Here is a 19,901-nt window from a genome sequence, read left to right on the forward strand (position 1 = left end):
CCGGACCGCGGGCCGCTCACCCGCGTGCGGCCCACGGACCGAGGAGCGCAACAGGGGGGAGCGGGCGTGCAGCGCAACCTCGTCCACGTCTTCGACGTGACGGGCGCGGACCCGGCGCTGCTCGACGACGACCCGACGGTCCGCCGGTGCCTCGACGCGATCGTCCGCCACGCGGGGATGACGCCGCTCGGGGAGGCGTCCCACCGCTTCGAGCCGCAGGGCTCGAGCGTCGTGATCCTCCTCGCCGAGTCCCACCTCGCCGTGCACACGTGGCCCGAGCACGGCACCGCCTACGTGACGCTCACGACCTGCCGCGCCCCGGCGTCCGCCACGTTCACCGACGACGTGCGCGCCCTGCTCGCCGACGCGCTGGGCGCGGCCGACGTCGCCGTGCGGAGCCTCGTGTGAGCCGGACCCGACCGCGGCTCGCGATGCGGGTCGGCGAGGACCTCGTCGGCACGCCGCCCCAGCGCGCCACGCCGCGCGCCGTCGCCGTCCTGTCGACCGTGCACGGCGGCACCACGTTCACGTGGGAGGAGTGGCAGCTCCTCGGCCACGACGGCTCGGACGTCTGGGTCGAGTACGACCACGACACCCGCGACGTCACGCTGCTGCACCCGACCGAGGCGTGGCCGCCCGTGGTCGACCTCTCCGCGCTGCACACCGGGCGCACGCTCGCCCTGCGCCTCGACGGCCGGCAGCACTCGCTCGTCGTGCGCGAGCGCGGCACGGGTCGTGTCGAGCACGTCGAGGGGCAGTTCGCCGAGCCGTTCGTCGTGGGGCAGCAGGTCGAGTACGTCGACCTCTCGGCCCACGGGACGATCGTCTCGATCGAGCGCACGACCGGCCCGCTCGGTCCCGTGACGGCCGTGTACCGCGGCCGGCGCCTCGACGCCGCCGAGCAGCGCCGGCTCTTCGGCCGTCGCGTCGCGCCGCGCACGCTCCCCGGGGGACGGTTCGTGGCCCTCGCGGTCGCCGGCGTCGTGCTCGTCGGGCTCTTCGCGTCGTGCACGGCGCGGGCCGCGTCCGGCGACGGGGCGTGCACGCCCCGCACCGTCGAGACCGTCGCGCCCTCCGGCCAGGTGACCACCACCGAGCAGGGCGGCACGTGTGTGCGCCGCACCGTGTACGGCGGCGGTGGCGGGGGTCTCGGCAAGTGACCCGCCCGACCGTCGGACGCCCCTGCGGGCGGGACGCCGTGCCCGGCCGCCGACCGCCGTTCCAGCCCGACGCACCCGACCGCCCCACGACCTGACTCCGGGAGACACCGTGATCGCAACCGCCGCCGCCCCGCTGGCGTTCCTCTGGTCCTTCTTCTCGACCATCCTGTACTCGGCGCTCGGCATCGTCCTGCTGCTCGTCACGCTCGTGGTCGCCAACAAGGTGTTCCGGCTCAACCTGCACCGCGAGCTCGTCGACGAGCACAACGTCGCGTTCGGCGTGATGATCGCGGGCCTCGCCGTCGCGATCGGCCTCATCATCGCGGGGACGATCAGCTCCTGACCGTGCTCGACCAGGAACAGCTCCCGCCCGGCGCGCCCGCGGCCCCCGAGGCCGAGGGCGACGTCGCCCCCGCGGCCGGCCGCGCCGGGCGCGCGCGCCGCATGGACCGACCGACGGTGTTCGCCGCCGCGCTGCTCGTCGCCGTCGGCGGCCTCGTCTACGAGCTCATCCTCGGGACGGCGGCGTCGTACCTGTTCGGCGACTCCGTCGTCGCGTTCTCCGTCGCGACGGGACTCACGCTGTTCGGCATGGGCCTCGGCTCGCTCCTCGCGCCCCGGCTGCAGCGCGCCGCGGGCCTGAGCTTCGTCCGCAACGAGCTCGTGCTCTCGCTCCTCGGCGGCACGTCGGTGCTCGCGCTGTTCTGGGCGTACGCGTCGACCGAGCTCGCGTGGGTCGTGTTCGTGATCCTGTCGCTCGCGATCGGCACGGCGATCGGCGTCGAGATCCCGCTGCTCGTCGCGGTGCTCAAGGAGCGGGGGAGCGAGGGGTCCGTCTCGCTCCTGTCGAAGGTGCTCGCGCTCGACTACTTCGGGGCGCTCGCGGCGTCGCTGCTGTTCCCGTTCCTCCTGCTGCCGTACCTCGGGCTCGTCCGCACCGCGTTCGCCGTCGCCGTGCTCAACGTCGCGGTCGCGGCCTTCATGCTCGCGCGCATGGGCCACCCGCCGCGCTGGACCGTCCTCGCCGGCGTGACGCTCGCCGTCCTCCTCGCCGGGTTCGCCGCGTCCACGTGGCTCGAGACGCGCATCAGCGCGGGCATGTACCAGGACCCCGTCGTGGCGCAGGAGCGCAGCGCGTACCAGCAGGTCGTCGTCACCGAGTACCGCGGCGACACGCGCCTCTACCTGGACAACCAGCTCCAGTTCTCCTCCGTCGACGAGGCCCGGTACCACGAGACCCTCGCGCACGCGGCGATGACGTCCGTGGCCGCGCCCGCGTCCGTCGCGATCCTCGGCGGCGGCGACGGACTCCTCGCACGTGAGGTGCTGCGGTACGACTCGGTGCAGGAGGTCACCCTCGTCGACCTCGACCCCGCGGTCACCGACCTCGCGCGCGAGAACCGGCTCCTCACCGACCTCAACGAGCACGCGCTTGACGACCCGCGCGTCACGGTCGTCAACGCCGACGCCTTCCGCTGGGTCGAGGACACCCCGCAGGCGTTCGACGTCGTGCTCGTCGACCTCGTGGACCCGTCCACCGAGCGGGTCGCCAAGCTGTACTCGCAGGAGTTCTACGGCATGGTCGCCGCGCACCTGCGGCCGGGCGGCGCGTTCGCGACCCAGGCGACGTCGTCGTACTTCACGCCGGACGCGTTCTGGCAGGTCGTGTCCACCGTCCGCGCCGCGGCGCCCGACCGGGCGGTCGTGCCGCTCACGATCAACGTCCCGTCGTTCGGCGAGTGGGGCTTCGCGCTCTCCCTCCCCGAGGACGGGGCGGTTGGCGGGGCCGGGGCGCCCGACGACGTCCCCGGGCTCTTCGCGCGCACGCCGCTTCCCGAGGGCCTGCGGTTCCACGACGCTGCGTCGCTCGCCGCGACCACGCACCTGCCCGCCGACAATCCGCCGCGCGACCTGCCGCCGTCGACCCTGCTCTCCCCGACCGTGCAGCGCACGTACCAGGAGGACATGCGCGCCTGGCGCTACTGAGCCGCGTGCGCCACTGCCTCCAGCGCGTCGAGTGCCGCGAAGGGGTCGTCCGGGCGGGCCGGGTCCGGGCTCGTCGCGACGAGCACGACGCTCGACACCCCGCCCGCGCCGAGCTCGGCGAGCCGGGCGCGGAAGGCGTCGGGCGGACCGACGACGGCGAGCGCGTCGACCCACGCGTCCGGCATCGCGGCGGCGAACGCCTCGGGGGTGTCGCTCGCGTCGCGCAGGGCGCGGAAGTCGTCGGCGAACGGCAGCGGGTCGATCTGCGCCGACCAGTCCGCCTCGCCCAGCACGGCGAGGTGCGGCCGGACGATCGCGCGGGCGGTCGCGACGTCGTCGTGCACCGCGCCGAGCGAGAACGCGACGACGCGGTGCTCCGGCGGGGCGTCGTCGCCCGCGCTCGCCCGCCCGGCGTCGACAGCGGCGCGCGCGACGGCCAGGTACTCGGGCGTCACGGGCATGTCGAGGATCGTCCCGTCGGCGACGCGGCCGGAGACCTCGAGGGAGCGCGGGCCGCGCACCCCGGCGAGCACGGGCGGCGGCGAGGCCGGCGGGGCGTGCAGCGCGACGTCGTCGACCGTCACGTACCGGCCCGAGACCGTGACGCGCTCCCCGTGCAGGAGCGCGCGCACGGCCGACGTCGTCTCCTCGAGCATCGCGAGCGGGCTCGCGGGCCAGACGCCGATCTGCCGCATCCACGCGGGCATGCCGTGCCCGATCCCCAGGTGCAGGCGGCCCGGGTGCAGGGCGGCGAGCGTCGCGGCCTCCATCGCGGCGGTCGACGGCGCGCGCGTCGCGGCGGGGAGGATCCCGATGCCCACGGTGAGGCGCTGCGTCGTCGCCAGGACGGTCGCCGCCTGCGCGATCCCGCCGTGGAACGTGAGGTCCTCGACGACCCACACCTCGTCCAGACCCACCTCCTCGGCGCGGCGCGCGAACGGCACGATCTGGTCGGCGGGCAGCTCGCGCGGCAGGATCACGCCGAGCGCAGGAGTCGTCGTCGAGGTCGCCATGCCGCGACCGTACCCTGACAGCGCTCCCAGGGGCTGCGCCCGCCACCGGCGACCGCAAAGACCTGGCCGCCCCGGGTGCAGCCCGCCTACGGTCGAGGCATGACCGTGCTCGACGACGACGCCCTGGCCGCCCTCGACACCCACCTGCGCGGGGCGGCCGACGCCGACGCGTTCTCCGGCGTGGTGCGGATCGAGCGCGACGGCGACGTGCTCTTCGAGCGCGCGTACGGCGTCGCGTCCCGGCGCTGGGGCGTCCCGGTCCGTACGAGCACGCGGTTCGACGTCGCGTCCGTGACCAAGCTGTTCACCGCCGTCGCGGTGCTCCAGCAGGTCGGGGAGGGGCGGCTCGGGCTCGACGACCGCATCCACGACCACGTCGACCTCGCGGGCACGACGATCCCGCGCGAGGTGACGCTCCGGCACCTGCTCACGCACACCTCGGGCATCGCCGACGACGCCGACGAGGAGGCGGGCGAGTCGTACGAGGCGCTGTGGGTCGACCGGCCGAGCTACTCCGTGACGCGCACGGCCGACTTCCTCCCCGGCTTCGTCCACAAGGAGCCGAACTTCCCGCCGGGGGAGGGCTGCCGGTACTGCAACGTCGGGTTCGTCCTCGCGGGGCTCGCGCTGGAGAAGGTCACCGGGACGACCTACCGCGAGTACGTCCGCGAGCACGTCTTCGCGCGCGCCGGCATGGACCGCTCCGGGTTCTTCCGCATGGACGAGGCCGAACCCGACGTCGCGGAGGGCTGGGAGCCCGTCCGCGAGGGTCCGGACGACGAGGCGCCCGTCACCGGCTGGCGGCAGAACATCTACTCCTACCCGCCCGTCGGCTCGCCCGACGGCGGCGCGCATGTCACCGCGCGCGACCTCGCCCGGTTCTGGGCGGCGGTCCGCGGCGGCGAGCTCCTGCCGCCCGACCTCACGCGCGCGTTCCTCACGCCGCAGGTCAAGCACGACGACGGCGACACGGACGAGACGGACGACAAGGACGCCGAGGGCGTCGAGCGCGCGGCGAGCGTGCACTACGGGTTCGGGCTCGAGTTCGAGCTGCTCGCCGACGGGTCCGTGCGCTCCGCGTACAAGGAGGGGATCAACACCGGGTCGAGCGCGATGCTCCGTCACTACCCGGACGCGGGCGGATCCGTCCCGGACGGTCTCCCGCCGGCCGGGGCGCCGGGCGTGACGGTCGTCGTCGTCTCCAACGGCGAGGCGGGCGCCTGGGACCCGGTCCGGAGGATCGACGCGCTGGTGCGCGGCTGACGCGGGCCGGGCAGGGTCCGTCCGGGCGGCTTCGCACGAGACCTCCACACGGTCTCGCCCGCATCGGCCCAGCGGGGTCCCGACGCTCGCCTAGGCTCGGGGACCATGCCCTCCGGACTCTCGACCGCCCTCTCGGCCGCCCTGCCCGCCGCGTCGACGGCGGAGCCCGCGCTCGACGGCGTCGCCGGCTGGGCTGTGAACCTCATGGAGACGCTGGGGCCAGTCGGCGCGGCGATCGCGATCGCGCTCGAGAACCTGTTCCCGCCCCTGCCGAGCGAGATCATCCTGCCGCTCGCGGGCTTCACCGCGAGCCAGGGCAGCTTCGGGCTCGTCGAGGCGATCGTGTGGACGACGGCCGGGTCGGTCGTCGGGGCGCTGGCGCTGTACCTCGTCGGGGCGCTCGTCGGGCGCGAGCGCACGCGCTGGGTGGCGGAGCGCCTGCCGCTCGTCAAGGTCGCGGACGTCGACCGCACCGAGCAGTTCTTCCTCAAGCACGGCGGCGCGACCGTCTTCTTCGGTCGCTTCATCCCGATCTTCCGCAGCCTCATCTCGATCCCGGCCGGGGTCGAGCGCATGCCGTTGTGGAAGTTCCTCGGCCTGTCCGCGGCGGGCAGCCTCGTGTGGAACACGATCTTCGTCTACGCCGGGTACGCGCTCGGCGAGCAGTGGCACGTCGTGGAGGAGTACGCGGGCGTGCTCCAGAAGATCGTGATCGTGGTCGTCGCGGCCGCGGTCGTGTGGTTCGTCGTGACGCGCGTCTGGCGCTGGGTGAACGACGACGAGCGCCCCGCCCACGCGCGCGGCGCGCGGTCGTCGTCGCCCGCCCGGGACGAGGCCTGACCGCTCCCGACGCCTGACGGTCCGGACTCGGAGCGTTCCGACCCGGGTGCCCCCGCGCTCGTATCGCGGCCGCGCCCCGTGGCCGCCCGCCCGCGCGGTCGGGACGGGCCTGGCGGATGATCGGAGCGTGCCCGACGAGACCCACCGACCGAGCGCGTCGCCGAGCCCGTCAGCGAGCCCGTCACCGAGCGCGTCGTCCGGCGCGTCGCGAGCCGCGCAGGCCGTCGGCGCCGACGGGGCGCTCGTCGCGACGGGGCGGCACTCCCCGCTCGCGGCCCAGCGGCACCGGGTCCGCGTGCGCCGGGTCGCCGCGACCGTCGTCGTGGTGCTCGCGGTGCTCTCGCTCGCGGGCCTCGTCGCGCGGCGGCTCTGGGAACGGCTGACCGTCTTCCAGGACTTCCTGCCCGGCGTCGAGGCGAGCAGCCGCGCGTCGAGCATCCTGCTCGCCGCCGTCGTGCTGCTCCTCACGGCGCGAGGCCTGCGCAACGGCCACCGGCTCTCGTGGGTCGTCACGTGCGCGGTGCTGGGCCTGACGGCGGTCGCGCACCTGGTGCACCACCGGCACGCGCTGCCCGCGGTCGTCGTGCTGCTCGCCGTCGGGTGGCTGCTCACGCAGTGGCGCGCGTTCCCCGTCCTGCCCACGCGGCGCGCGGTGCGCCGGGCGGTGCTGCTCCTCGTCGCGATCGGCGTCGCGCTCGTCCTCGTCGTGGTCGCGGTCGCCGTGGTGCTCGCGGCGCGCGACGCGGGCGACGCCGAGCTCGAGAGCGCGGCCCGCGGGATCGCCGCCGTCGCGACGGTGCTGAACCTCGTGCTCGTGGTGCTCGTGCTCTGGTGGCTGCTCTCGCCGCGGTCGCCCAGGCCCGCGACGCCCGCGGAGCACCTCGCCGAGCGGGAGAAGGCGCGCGCCGTCGTGGCGGCGCACGGGGGCGGCACGCTCGACTACTTCGCCCTGCGCGACGACAAGGACTGGTTCTTCGTCGGCCACGGGGTCGTGGCCCACTCGGTCCGCAACGGCGTGTGCCTCGTCTCGCCCGACCCGGTCTGCCCGCCGGCCGAGCGCGAGCTCGTCTGGGCCGAGTTCCTCGACCACGTCGCGCGCAACGGCTGGAAGGTCGCGGTCGTCGCGGCGGGGGAGTCGTGGCTGCCCGTCTACGAGGCGTCGGGCCTGCTCCCGGCCTACCTCGGCGACGAGGCGACCGTCGACTGCCCGTCGTTCACGCTCGAGGGCAAGGCCCACAAGTCGCTGCGCCAGGCCGTGAACCGCGTCGCACGCGCCGGCTACACGACGACCTTCCACGACCCCACGACCCTCGACCCCGCGCTGCGCGACGAGATCGCCGCGATGAGCGACGAGTCGCGGCGCGGCGAGGACGAGCGGGGGTTCTCCATGACGCTCTCGCGCCTGTTCGACCCGCACGACACCGGGCTCATGCTCTCCGTCACCCGGTCCGCCGAGGGGCGCGTGGACGCGTTCTGCCAGTGGGTGCCCGCGAGCGACATCGACGGCTGGTCGCTCGACGTCATGCGGCGCCGCCTCGACGTCCCCGACCTGCCGAACGGCCTCGTCGACGCGACGATCGTCGCGACGATCGCGGAGCTCGTCGCGCGGGGCCAGAGCGGTCTGGGCCTCAACTTCGCCGTCCTGCGCGAGCTCATGGAGGGCGAGCGCGACTCGCGGCTCGACCAGCTCGTGCGGCCCGTCGTCAAGCGGTTCTCCGAGGGCACGCAGGTGGAGACGCTCGCGACGTTCAACGACAAGTTCGACCCCGGCTGGACGCGCCGCTACGTCGTCCTCGACTCGGCGGAGCAGGCCGCCGCGCAGGCGCTCGTCATGGCCGGCGCGGAGGGGGTCACGGAGATCCCCGTGATCGGCCGGTTCCTGCGTGGGGTGGGCACCGCGCCGGCGGAGCCCGCTCCGGGCGTCGCGCCGTCCCGACCCGACACCGCGGCCGAGGACGAGACCTCGTGATCCTGTCGCTCCTCGCCGCCGTCGCCGCCAGCGTCCTGTACGCGGTGAGCACCATCATGCAGGCGGTCGCGACGCGCCGGGCGCACGGCCTCGCGGTCGTGGCGCAGCCGCTCGTCATCGGCGGGCTCGTGGTCGACGGCGTCGCGTGGCTCCTCTCGCTCCTCGCCCTCGACCACCTGCCGCTGTTCGTCGTGCAGGCCGTCGTCGCGGCGTCGCTGGTCGTCGTCGTGCTGCTCGCGCGGCTCGTGCTCGGCGCGACGCTGCGCCGCACGGACCTCGTGGCGATGGGCGTCGTCGTGCTGGGCCTCGTCGTGCTCGCGCTCGCGGCGGGGGAGCAGCCCGCGACGCACCCGCCGGCAGGCTTCGTGACGTGGGTGAACGTCGCCGGGGCCGCCGTCGCGGTGGGCACGGCCGCCGCGTACCGGCGCGGGCACCCCGTGCTCCTCGCCGTGCTCGGCGGCCTCGGGTACTCGGTGGCGGCGGTGGCCGCGCGCGGGGCCCACGCGTCCGGCGACCTGCTCGACACCGTCCTCCAGCCGCTCGCCGTCGCGATCGTCCTCGGCGGCGTCGCGGGCGCGCTCGCGTACCTGCGCGCGCTCGAGCGCGGCGCCGTCGGCACCGTCGCCGCGACCGTGTCCGTCCTCGAGGTGCTCGTGCCCGGGATCGTGGGGCTCGCGGTGCTGGGCGACGTCGTGCGGTCGGGCTGGGCCGTGCCCGCGGGGCTCGCGACGCTCGCCGCGGTGGGCGGCTGCGTCGTCCTCGCGACGAGCCCGGCGAACGCCGCGGCGGAGGAACCGGTCCCGACGCCCGCGGCCCCGGACACGACCTAGGGTGGCCGAATCGACCCGCCGAACCCGGGGTCGCTCCCCACGCGCACGGCTTCCTGAGGAGCCGTCCCGGGTTCGGCACCGAGGGAGGAGAACGATGCGCACACCCCTGGACGTCCTCACGCTCGACGAGCTGCGCCGTCGGACGTCGGTGAAGTGGCGCGCGTTCGACCCCGACGTGCTGCCGCTGTTCGTCGCGGAGATGGACGTCGCGCCGTGCGAGGCCGTGGTCGACGCCGTCACCGCGGCCCTGCGCGCGGGCGACACCGGGTACGACGTCGGCACCGCCTACGGCGAGGCGTACGCGCGGTTCGCGGAGCGCCGGTGGGGCTGGTCGTTCGACGCGTCGATGTCGCGCACCCTGCCCGACGTCATGCTCGCGATCGTCGAGGTGCTGCGCGTGCTCACGGCACCGGGCGACGCGGTCGTCGTGAACCCACCCGTCTATCCGCCGTTCTACGGGTTCACCGCGAACGAGGGGCGGCGGGTGGTCGATGCGCCGCTGGGCACCGACGGGCGGCTCGACCTCGGCGCGCTCGAGCGCGCGTTCGCCGACGCGACGGGCGTCGCCGCGAACGGGCGCGGCCCCGGGAGCGGGCGTCGCGCCGTCTGGCTCGTGTGCAACCCGCAGAATCCCACCGGGACGATCCACACCCCCGCGGAGCTGGAGGCGGGGCTCGCGCTCGCCGCCCGGTACGGGGTGCGCGTCGTCGCGGACGAGATCCACGCGCCGCTCACCCGCCCGGGCCTCGACGGCCGCACGGCGACGACCCACACCCCGCTCCTCGCCGTCCCGGGCTCCGAGCGGGCCGTCGCGATCGTCTCCGCGTCCAAGGCCTGGAACCTGCCGGGGATCAAGGCGGCGGCGGCCGTCGCCGGACCGGACGCCGCCGACGACCTGCGCCGGATCCCCGAGGAGGCGAGCCACGGCGTGCAGCACGTGTCGGTGCTCGCGCACGTGGCCGCGCTCGACCACGGGGAGGCGTGGCTCGACGCCGTGCTCGCGGGCGTCGAGCGCAACGCGTGGCTCCTCGCCGACCTGCTCACGGAGCACCTGCCGGAGGTCGGCTACCGCCCCGGCGAGGCGACCTACCTCGCGTGGCTCGACTGTCGGGGGATCGACGGCGTCCCCTCCTCCGACGGCGCCCCGGCACCGGCGCGGGACCCGCGCGGCTGGTTCCTCGACCGGGCGCGCGTCGCGCTGGAGGACGGGCGCCGGTTCGGCCCCGGCGGCGAGGGCCACGTGCGCCTCAACCTCGCGACCGGCGTCGACGTGCTCACCGAGGCTGTGGAGCGCATGGGCACCTCCCTCGCGCGATCCTGACGCCCGGCGCCCCGGCGCCCCGGCGACCGACGACTTCGCGCCGCGCGCACGGTCATCACCTCGACCGACAGCCCGACCAGCACCCCGACCCCCGGAGGCACCATGCCGTTCGATCCCGTCCCCCTCGACCGCACGTTCACCGCGCCCGTCGGCGTCGACGTCAAGGGCGACACCTGGCCCTGCGTCGAGGTGCCGGAGGCGCGCGAGATCTTCGGGTCCCTGCGGTCGGTGCGGGTCGACGCGACCGTCGACGACGTCCCCCTGCGGAACGTCGGGCTGATGCCGACCGGCGCGGGCGGCCTGATGCTGTCGCTCAACGCGGCCGTGCGCAAGCGCCTCGGCAAGGACGTGGGCGACACCGTCACCGTGCGCCTCGAACGACGTCTGAGCTGAGGCCCGCCCGCGACCCGTCCCGCGCGACGACGCCCGTCGCGTCGGGCGGGATGGGCAGCGCTCCCCATCGCGGCGGACGTGCGCGCCGCGTAGCGTCGGCGTGCGACCGTCGAGACGAGGCTGTCGACACGTGCGCGTGAGGGGACACGCGCAGGTGCGGGGAGGAGACGGCATGAGCGGCTTGTGGGGCGCCGACGTCCGGGCGCTGCGCGCGCTCGCGTCGACCCTGCGCGGGGGTGCGGACGCGCTGCGCGCCCACCGGGCGCAGGTGACGTCCGTCGTCGACGCCGCGACCCGCTGGGAGGGCCCCGACGCCGCGGAGTTCCGCGGCGACTGGGCCGCGAGCCTCGGACCCTCGCTCGCCGCCGCCGCGACCCTCCTCGACACCGCGGCCGACCAGCTCGCCGCCGACGCCGACCAGCAGGAGTCCGCGAGCAGCGACGGCGGCGGCACCCTGGGCGGCCCCGGCGGCGGCCCCACGTCGGGACCCGGCGGCCCCCGGCAGAGCGTCCCCACGCCCACCCCCGCCGAGTACGCCGCGATGGACGCGAGCGAGCGCGCGGAGTGGCTCGCGAGCGCGACGGACGCCCAGGTCGCCGCGCTCTACGCGCAGCTCGTGCGGCTCGGCGTCGACCCGGACTCGCCCGGCTTCTCGGACCTCGTCGTCGCGCACTGGACGCGCGTCGCCGCGGCCGAGGCGGGCTTCGACTTCGCCGACTGGGACCCGTCGGCCGGGGCGTCCGCGAACCGCGAGATCATCGAGGGCGTCTACACGTACTACGGCGAGCTCTACCTCGACCAGCCGTGGATGCAGTGGGCCGGCATGGCGGCGATGATCGGGCCGTCGTTCGCCGCCGGGTTCTTCGACCTCGACATGATGCGGCAGCTCGCGCAGGACGTCGCGACCGGTGCGCGGGCCCTCCCGCCCGGCGTGGACCGCGCGGCCCTCGAGGCGATCGCGACCATGACCGACGCCGAGCTCGGGTTCTACGAGAACCAGTTCCTGTCGATGCAACGCGAGATCTTCGTCGACCAGGCCGTCATGCACGAGGCGTACCTGAACGGCGGCATGGAGGAGATGGAGCGGCTGCTCGAGGCCGGCGTCATCGACGACGCCGCGTACCAGGCGTGGGCGGACATCGAGGCCGGACGGGCGGGTGACGCGCAGGCGCTCGCGGACGGCAACACCGCGCTGCTGTGGCGCGAGCAGAACCAGATCATCGCTGACGACTGGCAGACCATGCGCGGCCACCCCGTCACGGGCGAGGCGTTCACGTACCTCATGACGCTCGTCGGCGAGCCGTCGATCCCGGGCGCGGGCACGTACGCGCAGTACGACCCCTTTACGGTGAGCGTCGAGACGCCCGGCCCGGAGAACATCGGCATCCCGTTCACGGGCATCTCCTTCGACAACCCCGTGCAGGGGACCGTGACGGTCGAGACCCCGCTCCCGGGCGGCAACATCGCCGACCAGGCGACGCGCTGGGAGTACATCGCGAACGACACCCTGCCCGCCTACCAGCAGCTCGTCACCCAGCACCCGGACCAGGCGGCGCAGATCATCGGCACCGACGTCTCCGACCGGATCGACGACTACCGGCTCACGAACCCCGCACGCATCGGCCGCATCCTTGACAGACTGACCGAGTGGGACGTGGACGTGGACCAGTGAGCCGGCTCGGCCTGGCCGGGCGGCGGCGGACGGCGGCTCGGGCCGCGGTCGTCGTGCTCGCCGGCTCGCTCGTCCTGACGGCGTGCACCGTGACGTTCGGCGGTCCGGACGACGCGACCGCGAGCCCGGGCGGGACGAGCACGGCGACCGGAGGGACGGCGTCGGGCGACGAGGCCGGGACGACGACGATCGAGGACATCGAGAGGGGCGAGCCCATGCGCTGGGACGTGAGCAGGCCGATCACCGCGGAGTCCGTGGGGCTGGGCGAGTCGCAGGCCGTCGTGCGGGTGCCCGACGGCGCGGCGCAGGTCGAGCTGACCCTCCCGGACGGGACGTGGTCCACGACGGCCGAGGAGCTGACGATCCAGCCCCGACGGGGGTACGTGAGCACGATCAACGTGTTCCGCACGCTGTCCGGCGGCCAGGCGGTCCACGACCAGCTCGTCGCCGACGCCGAGGTCCTCGGCTTCCCCCGGTCGCAGGTGGACCGCTGGCTCGACGAGCTCCCGGCGTCGCTCGACGCGTCGCGCACGGGCGGGACGCGCGAGCGCACGGGCATCAACGGCTCGAACGGCGACGTCGTCACGTCCGTGCAGATCAGCCACGAGCCCGGGCCGGGCGGCGACGAGAGCATCCGGCTCTGGTACGCGATCAGCCCGGTCACCCCGGACTGACGGCTCGGCCGGCCTCCTCCGCGTGCCCGGCGTGAAGAACCGGGGGACGAACCGGGCCGGTTCGTCCCGAGCGCCCGGGACGTCCGGGGCGTGAGGTAGCGTCCCTCCCGTCCCGAACGGCACGGAGCAGGGGAGCAGCGAGTGAGCAGCGTCGCGCACGACCACGGCCGGACGACCACGCAGGGCCGGCCGCGCGTCCGGCACCGGGCAGTGCGCTGGGCGAGCGCCGCGGTGCTCGCGCCCGTCCTGGCCCTCCCGCTCGCCGCGTGCACGCCCGACCGGCCGGAGGCGCAGGACGCGGCGGACGCGCTCGCGCAGGCGATCCAGGCGGGCGACGTGAGCGGTCTGGAGTTCCGCAACGGCGCCGCGAAGGACGTCCAGGCCCACCTCGAGGCGGTGCTCGAGCCGCTCGCGCCGTACGAGCGCACGGTCGAGGTCTCGACGGTGGACGTCGTGGAGGAGGGCGACGACGCGGGCGACCGTGCGACGGCGACGCTCGCCTACCGCTGGGAGGTCGCCGGGGAGCAAGCCTGGGAGTACACGACGACGGCGGAGCTGACGTTCGCGGAGGCGGCCGACGGCGAGGACGGACCCGGGGCGTGGGACGTCGTGTGGGAGCCGGACGTGCTCGTCCCCGAGCTCGGCCAGGGCGACCGGCTCGCGGTGAAGCGCGTGCCCGCCGTGCGTGCGGGCATCCTCGGCGCGGGCGACGTCCCGATCGTCCAGGACCGGCCGGTCTACCGGATCGGCGTCGACAAGACCCTCGTCGCCTCGGGAGCGTGGGACCGCGCCGCGCGCGAGCTCGCCGCGATCGTCGGGCTCGACCCCGAGGAGTACGCGCAGCGCGTCGCCGGGGCGGGGGAGAAGGCGTTCGTCGAGGCGATCACGGTCCGTACCGAGGACACGGCGGGGGTCGACGTCGACGCGGCGCGCGGGGTCGACGGCGTCCGCGTGCTCGACGACGAGCTCCCGCTCGCGCCGACGCGCGAGTTCGCGCGCCCCATCCTCGGGCGCGTGGGGGACGCGACGGCGGAGATCGTCGAGGAGTCCGAGGGGGCGATCGCCGCCGGCGACCAGGTCGGTCTCTCCGGCCTCCAGCGCCAGTACGACGAGCAGCTCCGGGGCGTCCCGGGCCTGTCGATCGAGGTCGTGCCGGGCGAGGGCGACGCCGACGGCGAGGTGACCGAGGTCTTCTCGGTGGACCCGGTGGACGGCGTCCCCCTCAGCACGACCCTCCGGCCGGACATGCAGGTCGCCGCCGAGGCGGTGCTGGCGGGGCAAGGGCCGAGCGCGATCGTCGCGATCCAGCCCTCCACCGGAGCCGTGCTGGCCGCGGCGAGCTCGACGGCGGGCGAGGGCCTCTCGACCGCGACGACCGGCCAGTACGCGCCCGGCTCGACCTTCAAGGTCGCGACGACGCTCGCGATGCTGCGCGCGGGGCTCACGCCCGACACGACCGTCGCGTGCCCGCCCACGATCTCCGTGGACGGCCGCGAGTTCCAGAACGTCCCGGGCTACCCGACGGCGGCGCTCGGCGACGTGCCGCTGCGCACCGCCTTCGCCAACTCGTGCAACACCGCGATGATCGGGCAGCGGGACACGGTGACGCAGCAGGCGCTGCACGACGCCGCCGCGTCGCTCGGGCTGGGCGTCGAGTCCGACCTGGGCGCGCCCGCGTTCTTCGGCGACGTCCCGACCGACTCGCAGGGCACCGAGCACGCCGCGTCGATGATCGGGCAGGGCAAGGTCCAGGCCTCCCCGCTGGCGATGGCGACCGTCGCGGCGAGCGTCGCCGCCGGGCACACGGTGGCGCCCGTCCTGGTCCACCCGGACGTGCAGACCGTCGCCGACGAGCAGCCCGCGAGCACCCTCACCGAGGAGGAGGCGGCGACGCTGCGGGACCTCATGCGCGCGGTCGTCACCGAGGGGTCGGCGTCGATCCTCCAGGACCTGCCGGGGGAGCCCGGCGCCAAGACCGGCACCGCGCAGTACGGCGACGGCAGCCAGTCCCACGCCTGGATGATCGCGACCCAGGGGGACCTCGCGGTCGCCGTGTTCGTCGAGACGGGCGACGGCGGCGCCGTCACCGCGGGCCCGCTGATGCACGCGTTCCTCGACGCGCCCAACGCCTGACCTCGCGAGTAGCGACGCCCGGCCCGGAACGGTGCCGGGCGTCGCTCTCTCGGCGGGGGGGATCGCTATCTCGCGGAGGTGGGGAATAGGGTCCCCGGTCGGGTCGTTGTGCACCAGCGGGTATGATCGGTTGCCGCGGGCGTCCGTCTGCCCGCTTTCCAGCGAGAACCCACCGTTCCGGGAGAACCTTCGTGTTCGTCAGCGTGCCTGCCTGGCAGCTCACCCAGCGCCGCGACGTCGACCTCCGTCGAGTCGCCAGCGCGCTGTGTCGCTGACCCCCCGTCGCCGCTGACGCCTCTCCGCCTCCGCACACCCGTCAGGACCCCGGGTCGCCTCGCGACCCGAGCCGCTGACGTGCGTGGCGCGCCCCGCACCGTCAGGACCTCACGCCCTCCGGCCTGATGCCCTGCCCGGGCCGCGCTGCTGCCGGCGCCCCGCGACGACGTCCCGAGCCCCTCTCCCGAGAGCGGGCGCTCGTGCGCCCGCGACACCCGAAAGGTCCCCTGTGTCCTCGACCCCCTCACCGGCCTCCTGGAAGGCCGGCTCGCAGCAGGTGAGCCAGGCCCCGGCCGCCGCACCCGCGACGAAGAAGCGCCGGTTCCCCTCGTTCAGCGTCCAGATCCTGCTGGGCCTCGCGGTCGGCGTCGGCCTCGGTGCCCTCGCCCTCGCCATGGGCCCGCAGGACGCGGCCGGCGAGGTTCCCAACGGCCTGACCACGACGCTCGACACCGTCGGCTCCTCGTTCGTCACGCTGCTCAAGGCCGTCGTCCCGCCGCTCATCTTCACCGCGATCGTCGCGTCGATCGCGAACCTGCGCACCGTCACCAACGCGGCGCGCCTCGCCGGCCAGACGCTCCTGTGGTTCGCCATCACCGCGGCGATCTCCGTGGCCGTCGGCATCGGCCTGGGCCTGCTGTTCAACCCGGGCCAGAACGCCTCGGTGTCCGTCGACGACGCCTACGAGGCGGGGCGCACCGGCACGTGGCTCGACTTCCTCACCGGCCTCATCCCGGGCAACGTCCTGGGCATCGGGGCGTCGACCCGCCTGACGACGGGGGACGACGGCGCGCTCACGGGTGCCGCTGAGACCTCGGTGAACTTCAACGTCCTGCAGATCCTCGTCGTCGCGCTGGTGATCGGCATCGCCGCGCTCAAGTCGGGCAAGAAGGCGGACCCGTTCCTCGCGTTCAACCGCTCCGCGCTCGCGATCGTGCAGAAGGTGCTGTGGTGGATCATCCGCCTTGCGCCGATCGGCACCGCCGGCCTCATCGGCTACGCCATCGCGGCCTACGGCTGGACGTCGCTCGCATCGCTCGCGTGGTTCGCCGTCGCGATCTACGTCGGCCTCGCGGTCGTGCTGTTCGTCGTCTACCCGATCCTGCTGCGCACCAACGGCCTGAAGATCTCGAGCTACTTCCGGGGCGCATGGCCCGCGATCCAGCTCGCGTTCGTCTCGCGCTCCTCGATCGGCACGCTGCCCGTGACGCAGCGCGTCACCGAGCGCAACCTCGGCGTGCCGAGCGAGTACGCGTCGTTCGCGGTGCCGCTGGCCGCGACCACCAAGATGGACGGTTGCGCCTCGATCTACCCGGCCATCTCGGCGATCTTCGTCGCGCAGATCTTCGGCATCGACCTGTCGATCACCGACTACCTGCTCATCGCGTTCGTCTCCGTCGTCGGCTCCGCCGCGACCGCGGGCCTCACCGGCGCGATCGTCATGCTGACCCTCACGCTCTCGACCGTCGGCCTGCCGCTCGCGGGCGTCGGCCTGCTGCTGGCGATCGACCCGATCCTCGACATGGGCCGCACCGCGGTCAACGTCGCGGGCCAGGCGCTCGTCCCGACGATCGTCGCCAAGCGCGAGGGCATCCTCGACCTCGAGAAGTACGAGTCCGCCAGCGCGGAGGACCTCTTCGTGGACGAGGACGACGCGTCCGAGACGACCGCCACCGAGACGACCGCCACCGAGACCTCGGCGACGACCGAGACCGAGGAGGCCACGCCGTCGGCCACCAAGGAGCCGGCAGGCGCCTCCGCCTGACGCGCCCACGCGCCGTCGAACACGACATGGGTGCCGTTATCCACGGGATAACGGCACCCATGTCGTTCTCGGCGTCAGGGCTGGGGGCGACCCTCGCGCAGGACCGCGAGGCGCGAGCGGTACTCCTGCTCGTCGATCTCGCCGCGCGCGTAGCGCTCGCCGAGGATCGCGACGGGGTCCGGGCCGGTGGCGCGCCAGCCGTTCGGGCCGCCCGGGCCCCAGCCGCGGCGTGCGCGGCGGGCGACCAGGAAGATCACGGACGCGAACAGCAGGAACCACAGCAGCGGGAAGACGAACCACCACGGTCCGGGTCCCCAGCCGGCGTGCGCCACGGACGCGACGGCCTCCGTGGGGACCACGGCCCCGGTGAGTGCGGTGAGCATGACGACCTCCGGTGTCGGTGCGCCCCGCCGGGCGGCGGGGGCGGCCGTGATCCGGCCGCACCTCCAGGCTTCCCGGTGCCCGACGCCGCGTCGTCCCCCGTGCGTGCCGACCTCGCTCGTCCCGCGGTGCCGGTCCGGGCGGCCCCTCGCGCCCGGCGGTCAGCCCACCCAGCCGGGCCGGACGAGCCCGGACTCGTAGGCCGCGACGACGAGCTGCGCGCGGTCGCGCGCACCCACCTTGGCCATGACGCGCGACACGTGCGTCTTCACGGTCGACTCCGACAGGTAGAGCGTGCCCGCGATCTCGTCGTTCGAGAGCCCGCCCGCGACCTCGACGAGCACCTCGCGCTCGCGCGGCGTGAGCTCCTCGACACCGGGGACCGGCCCGACGGTCCGCGTCGCGTCCGCGACGCGGGAGAGCAGGCGTCGGGTCACCGTGGGCGAGAGCAGGGCGTCGCCCCGCGCCGCGACCCGCACCGCGCGGACGAGGTCGACGGGCTCGGTGTCCTTGACGAGGAACCCGCTCGCGCCGCCGCGGATCGCGTCCGTCACGTACTCGTCGAGCTCGAACGTGGTGACCACCACGACGTGCACGTGCGACGCCGCACGGTCGGCGACGATCCGCCGGGTCGCCTCGAGCCCGTCGAGTCCGGGCATCCGGATGTCCATGAGCACGACGTCGGGCAGGTGCTCCAGCGCGAGCCGGACGGCGTCGTCCCCGGTCGCGGCCTCGGCGACGACGCGCATGTCGTCCTCGGAGTCGATGAGCGCACGGAAGCCACCGCGCACGAGCGCCTGGTCGTCGGCCAGCACGACGTCGATCATGGTGCCTCCTCGTGCCGCGGGGGTCCCTCGTCGGACCGCCCGGTGCTGCCCGACCGGGGCGTGGTGCCCGGCCAGGGAAAGACTGCCCGCACCCGGAAGCCGCGTCCAGCGGTACCTTCCTCCCGCTCCGACCCCAGCCCCGGTGTCGGACCGGGCACCGACCCCGCCGCGAGCGACCCGCCGACGCTCTCCACGCGCTCGCGCATGCCCCGCAGGCCGTAGCCCGGCTCGGCGTCGGAGGGTGCGCCCGCGCCGTCGTCGGTGACGGTCACCGTCACGCGGCGCGAGGTGCTGTCCCCGTCCGCCCGGGTGCCGCTCCGGTCGGACGCGGACCCGTCGCTCGCATCGACGACGACGCGGACGTCGACGTGCGTCGCGCCGTGCGCGTGCCGCCGCACGTTGGTCAGGGCCTCCTGCACCACGCGGTAGACGACCCCGGCGAGCCGGTCGGGCAGCCCGGCGGTAGCGGGATCCACGGCGAGGGCGACCGCGATCCCGCCTCCCTCCGCCCGCTGCACGAGCCGGGGGAGCGCGGCGAGGTCCCACGTCGGGGCGAGCGGGGCGTCGGCTGCGGCCAGGTCGTGCGCCGCGGCCGCCTCCGCGAGCGGCTCCCCCCGGACGACGCCGAGCACCGCACGGACCTCGTCGAGGGCCTCCGTGCTGGTGGTGCGGATCGCCGTCAGCGCGCTGCGGGCCTGGTCGGGGTCGCGGTCCAGCAGGTGCAGCCCGACGCCCGCCTGCACGGTGATCGCGGAGAGCGAGTGCGCGAGCACGTCGTGGACCTCGCGCGCGATGCGCAGCCGCTCGTCCGCGACGGCCGTGCGCTCCCGCTCGACCCGCGCGACCTGCTCGGCCTGCCGTGCGGCGGCGATCCGGGCCGACCGGTCGCGGATCGCGCCCGCGACGAGCAGCACGACGACGGTCCACGCCGCCCCGCCGAGGAGCGTCGCCCGCGGCGGGGCGTCGGGGCGGAGGGCCGCCGCCGCGACGACGGCCCCTGCGAGCAGCACGGCCCCGCCCCACGCCACGCGCCGCGCGCGCTCCGCGGGGCCGCTGAGGAGCACCCCGACCAGCACGCCGACGGGCCCCGCGAGGACCGGACCCCACGCGTACCCGGCGACGAGGAAGACCCCGGCGGCCGCGACCGACACCGCGACCGCGGCGACCGGACGCGGCACGAGGAGCACGAGTGCGAGCGGGGAGACGAGGAGGAGGGCGACGGCGGCGAGGTCGAGCGGGCGCGCGCCCGGCTGCCCGTGCGTCGCACCCACCGACCCGGCGACCGAGAGCACCGCGAGCACCACGGCGAGGAACGCCCGGGGGCGGCGACGGTCGAGCGGGCCCATGCGTCGCACGCTACGCCGCGCTCGGCCGGACCGCGTCCGACCGGGGTGCCGG

At 75.1% G+C, this 19,901-nt stretch carries 19 protein-coding genes; 15 read left to right on the top strand and 4 right to left on the bottom strand.

The window, feature by feature from the left end; genetic code table 11:
* The first annotated feature begins 66 nt into the window (after positions 1–66).
* From ABRQ22_RS13705 to ABRQ22_RS13720, 4 genes are all read left to right on the top strand, one after another.
* Complete coding sequence (locus ABRQ22_RS13705) at positions 67–408, top strand: S-adenosylmethionine decarboxylase (RefSeq protein WP_253051884.1); 342 nt, start codon at positions 67–69, stop codon at positions 406–408.
* Positions 405–1,160, top strand: a complete 756-nt coding sequence (locus ABRQ22_RS13710; protein WP_253051886.1) for a DUF4178 domain-containing protein — start codon at positions 405–407, stop codon at positions 1,158–1,160. Before ABRQ22_RS13705 ends, ABRQ22_RS13710 begins: the two co-directional genes overlap by 4 nt.
* A 109-nt stretch (positions 1,161–1,269) precedes the next feature.
* The gene (locus tag ABRQ22_RS13715; RefSeq protein ID WP_047231757.1) at positions 1,270–1,503 is read left to right on the top strand and encodes a DUF350 domain-containing protein; all 234 of its coding nucleotides are present in this window, start codon (positions 1,270–1,272) and stop codon (positions 1,501–1,503) included.
* A 2-nt stretch (positions 1,504–1,505) separates the two neighbouring features.
* Positions 1,506–3,146, top strand: coding sequence for a polyamine aminopropyltransferase (locus ABRQ22_RS13720; protein WP_353707126.1), 1,641 nt, complete (start codon positions 1,506–1,508; stop codon positions 3,144–3,146).
* Here ABRQ22_RS13720 and ABRQ22_RS13725 read toward each other — a convergent pair.
* Positions 3,140–4,159, bottom strand: a complete 1,020-nt coding sequence (locus tag ABRQ22_RS13725) for an LLM class flavin-dependent oxidoreductase (RefSeq protein WP_353707127.1) — start codon at positions 4,157–4,159, stop codon at positions 3,140–3,142. The genes ABRQ22_RS13720 and ABRQ22_RS13725 overlap by 7 nt on opposite strands.
* Positions 4,160–4,258: 99 nt before the next feature.
* On the opposite strand from ABRQ22_RS13725, the gene ABRQ22_RS13730 reads away from it, so the two are divergent.
* The 11 genes from ABRQ22_RS13730 to ABRQ22_RS13780 all read left to right on the top strand — a co-directional run bounded on the left by ABRQ22_RS13730 (position 4,259) and on the right by ABRQ22_RS13780 (position 17,295).
* Positions 4,259–5,422, top strand: a complete 1,164-nt coding sequence (locus ABRQ22_RS13730) for a serine hydrolase domain-containing protein (RefSeq protein WP_353707128.1) — start codon at positions 4,259–4,261, stop codon at positions 5,420–5,422.
* 105 nt (positions 5,423–5,527) lie between these two features.
* The gene (locus ABRQ22_RS13735; protein ID WP_253051894.1) at positions 5,528–6,262 is read left to right on the top strand and encodes a DedA family protein; all 735 of its coding nucleotides are present in this window, start codon (positions 5,528–5,530) and stop codon (positions 6,260–6,262) included.
* Positions 6,263–6,389: 127 nt separating this feature from the next.
* Positions 6,390–8,231: a DUF2156 domain-containing protein gene (locus tag ABRQ22_RS13740; RefSeq protein WP_353707129.1), complete on the top strand. Its 1,842-nt coding sequence runs from the start codon at positions 6,390–6,392 to the stop codon at positions 8,229–8,231.
* Positions 8,228–9,061 (top strand): hypothetical protein, encoded by an 834-nt coding sequence (locus ABRQ22_RS13745; RefSeq protein ID WP_353707130.1) that lies wholly within the window; start codon positions 8,228–8,230, stop codon positions 9,059–9,061. The genes ABRQ22_RS13740 and ABRQ22_RS13745 overlap by 4 nt, the downstream gene beginning before the upstream one ends.
* Before the next feature lie 94 nt (positions 9,062–9,155).
* The gene (locus tag ABRQ22_RS13750; protein ID WP_353707131.1) at positions 9,156–10,382 is read left to right on the top strand and encodes an aminotransferase class I/II-fold pyridoxal phosphate-dependent enzyme; all 1,227 of its coding nucleotides are present in this window, start codon (positions 9,156–9,158) and stop codon (positions 10,380–10,382) included.
* Positions 10,383–10,484: 102 nt separating this feature from the next.
* Positions 10,485–10,775: a DUF1905 domain-containing protein gene (locus tag ABRQ22_RS13755; RefSeq protein WP_253051902.1), complete on the top strand. Its 291-nt coding sequence runs from the start codon at positions 10,485–10,487 to the stop codon at positions 10,773–10,775.
* Positions 10,776–10,947: 172 nt separating this feature from the next.
* A complete protein-coding gene (locus ABRQ22_RS13760; protein ID WP_353707132.1) occupies positions 10,948–12,447 on the top strand; it encodes a WXG100 family type VII secretion target in 1,500 nt (499 codons plus the stop codon).
* The gene (locus ABRQ22_RS13765; RefSeq protein ID WP_353707133.1) at positions 12,444–13,121 is read left to right on the top strand and encodes a hypothetical protein; all 678 of its coding nucleotides are present in this window, start codon (positions 12,444–12,446) and stop codon (positions 13,119–13,121) included. The genes ABRQ22_RS13760 and ABRQ22_RS13765 overlap by 4 nt, the downstream gene beginning before the upstream one ends.
* 141 nt (positions 13,122–13,262) lie before the next feature.
* Positions 13,263–15,254 carry a penicillin-binding transpeptidase domain-containing protein gene (locus tag ABRQ22_RS13770; RefSeq protein WP_353707134.1) on the top strand — a complete coding sequence of 664 codons (1,992 nt, stop codon included), beginning with the start codon at positions 13,263–13,265 and terminating at the stop codon, positions 15,252–15,254.
* A 122-nt stretch (positions 15,255–15,376) separates the two neighbouring features.
* Complete coding sequence (locus tag ABRQ22_RS13775) at positions 15,377–15,529, top strand: putative leader peptide (protein ID WP_353707135.1); 153 nt, start codon at positions 15,377–15,379, stop codon at positions 15,527–15,529.
* 278 nt (positions 15,530–15,807) lie between these two features.
* The gene (locus tag ABRQ22_RS13780; protein ID WP_253052490.1) at positions 15,808–17,295 is read left to right on the top strand and encodes a dicarboxylate/amino acid:cation symporter; all 1,488 of its coding nucleotides are present in this window, start codon (positions 15,808–15,810) and stop codon (positions 17,293–17,295) included.
* 74 nt (positions 17,296–17,369) lie between these two features.
* Here the strand turns inward: ABRQ22_RS13780 and ABRQ22_RS13785 are convergent, their stop codons facing one another.
* The 3 genes from ABRQ22_RS13785 to ABRQ22_RS13795 form a co-directional block, all read right to left on the bottom strand.
* Complete coding sequence (locus ABRQ22_RS13785; RefSeq protein WP_253051910.1) at positions 17,370–17,678, bottom strand: SHOCT domain-containing protein; 309 nt, start codon at positions 17,676–17,678, stop codon at positions 17,370–17,372.
* Between the two features lie 159 nt (positions 17,679–17,837).
* On the bottom strand, positions 17,838–18,503 hold the full coding sequence (locus ABRQ22_RS13790) for a response regulator transcription factor (RefSeq protein WP_253051912.1): 666 nt from the start codon (positions 18,501–18,503) through the stop codon (positions 17,838–17,840).
* Positions 18,500–19,849, bottom strand: coding sequence for a sensor histidine kinase (locus ABRQ22_RS13795; protein ID WP_253051914.1), 1,350 nt, complete (start codon positions 19,847–19,849; stop codon positions 18,500–18,502). The genes ABRQ22_RS13790 and ABRQ22_RS13795 overlap by 4 nt, the downstream gene beginning before the upstream one ends.
* Between the last annotated feature and the right edge of the window lie 52 nt (positions 19,850–19,901).

The organism is Cellulosimicrobium sp. ES-005 (assembly GCF_040448685.1).
Lineage (GTDB): Bacteria > Actinomycetota > Actinomycetes > Actinomycetales > Cellulomonadaceae > Cellulosimicrobium > Cellulosimicrobium cellulans_G.